Raw genomic sequence first — 1,086 nt, forward strand, 5'->3', positions numbered from 1 at the left:
CTCTTGCTCTGCGCGACGGTGAACACCAGCGACGTGTGCATAGGTTCTCCTTTTGCGTCGTGACCTCCCCGCCTTGCTCCTCAGCCTACGGGAACTGCGTCCCCTTCCGCGCCAGCCGCAACACCTCCATGGTGTTGCGCACGCTTTCCGGGGTGACGAACAGCGGCTTGCCCTTGCGGAGAGAGTCGTAGAGGTAGTCGTAGTAGTTCTTCGGCGACGCGCCCACCGAGGGCATGGTTTCTTCAACGAACGCGATCTTCTCCCCGAACCCGTACTTCCGCTCGGCCACCACGTGGCTGTCAATCGGCTTCACGGTTGGCAATCTCTTCAGTTCGGTGTATCGCAGGTGTGAGGTCTGGCCATCTGACACCAGCGTCCCCCGGGAGCCCATCACCACCCAGGCGGGCAGGGGCTGCGCGCACACCATGGTGCTCTCCACCTCCACCACCATGCCGTTCTCCCCCCGCACCACCACCTTCACGTGGTCCTCACATCCCCGGGGTTGATGATCTGCTGGAGGTCGCCGAAGGCGGCTTGGGGGGGCGAGCCAAGAAGCTGTACCACCTGGTCAATCATGTGCACCGCGGTGTTGTTGAGCTGCCCGCCGCCGTACTTGCGCAGGGTCTGCCAGTCGCGCCGGCGGTGGAAGCCGTACCCGCCCCGCCGCACGAAGAACACCTTGCCCAGCTTCCCGCTCTTGATCACCTCCTGAATGTGCAGGTAATCCTGCGCAAAGCGAGCGCTCTGATGAATAGTGAGCAGGCGTCCGGTTTCCCTGGCCACCGCTATCATGCGATCCACGTCGCGAAGGTTGGTGGCCATCGGCTTCTCCACCAGCACGTGCTTGCCGGCCCGCATCGCGGCGATGGACTGGGGGGCGTGATCGTGCGACTGGGTGGCGATCACCACCAGCTCGCAGTCCGACTCCCGCAGGAACCGCCTCCAGTCCCGCCAGGTGTGGCACCCGAACTCTGCCTTCGCCTCCGCCAGACGAGCCGGCTCCAGGTCTACCACATCGCTGATCGCAAAGTCTTTCCTCCCTCGCATAGCTGCTACGTGGATATCCCAACCCGCTCGACCCAGACC

2 protein-coding genes are annotated in these 1,086 nt (G+C 64.0%); both read right to left on the minus strand.

Going from position 1 to position 1,086, the window contains the following annotated elements:
• Positions 1-85: 85 nt before the first annotated feature.
• On the minus strand, positions 86-481 hold the full coding sequence (locus tag HXY34_14195) for a hypothetical protein (GenBank protein NWF97285.1): 396 nt from the start codon (positions 479-481) through the stop codon (positions 86-88).
• The coding region (locus tag HXY34_14200; GenBank protein NWF97286.1) for a Gfo/Idh/MocA family oxidoreductase at positions 478-1,086 on the minus strand (609 nt) is incomplete at its 5' end. The genes HXY34_14195 and HXY34_14200, both read right to left, overlap by 4 nt.

The sequence above is a fragment of the Candidatus Thorarchaeota archaeon genome (assembly GCA_013388835.1).
Classification (GTDB): Archaea; Asgardarchaeota; Thorarchaeia; order Thorarchaeales; family Thorarchaeaceae; genus JACAEL01.